The sequence below is a fragment of the Oceanispirochaeta sp. M1 genome (genome assembly GCF_003346715.1).
Classification (GTDB): domain Bacteria; phylum Spirochaetota; class Spirochaetia; order DSM-2461; family DSM-2461; genus Oceanispirochaeta.
Genome location: NZ_QQPQ01000143.1, coordinates 1 through 707, shown reverse-complemented (window position 1 = coordinate 707; position 707 = coordinate 1). Strand labels below are relative to the sequence as shown.

The 707-nt window shown below is 40.2% G+C and carries 1 protein-coding gene; it reads left to right on the top strand.

Features of this window, described 5'->3' with window-relative positions:
- Positions 1-21: 21 nt before the first annotated feature.
- Positions 22-707 (top strand): DDE-type integrase/transposase/recombinase (locus tag DV872_RS26210; protein ID WP_147283289.1); only part of this gene is annotated, 686 nt, incomplete at its 3' end.

Genomic DNA, 707 nt, shown 5'->3' with positions numbered 1-707 from the left:
TAAAAAAAAAGCCGAGGAACTTTGGGGGGAAGACGAGGACGATTGATCCCCGAAGAGATGCGGAAAGTTGCTGTCGTTTTAATATTAGAGGCTAATAAAGATGGCGCTCGTATTTGGAAGGCATGCGAAGCCCTAGAGATATCTGTCAGCACTTTTGAAAGATGGCGTAATGGTTATTATTCTGACAACCGGAAAGGTGCAAATAAAACTGTTGCCAGGAAGCTGACAAAAGAAGAAAAACTTAAGATTATCGATATCAGCTGCAGTGTAAAATATAAAGATGACAATCCGTATAAAATCCATGCATCTCTATTGAATAACAGTATTTACATAGCCAGCATAAGCTCATTTTATCGGGTTTTAAAGGAAGAGAAACTCAATCATCACCGTGGAAATACACGTCCGGGAACAAGCCATAATAAACCACCTGAGCTCATTGCTACTGGCCCGAATCAGGTTTGGACCTGGGATATTACCTGGTTACATTCATATATCAGAGGGATCTTCTATTACGCATATACCATTATCGATATCTGGGACAGAAGTATTGTCAAATGGGCCATTCATGACAGAGAAGATGATGTTCTTGCCCAGGAATTATTTCAATCCGCTTTTGAGGAGAATGGTTATCCCGATGTTTTTGTCCATTCAGATAATGGAAATCCGATGAAAGGGATTTCTCTGATGACACTGTTCTATGATCTTGG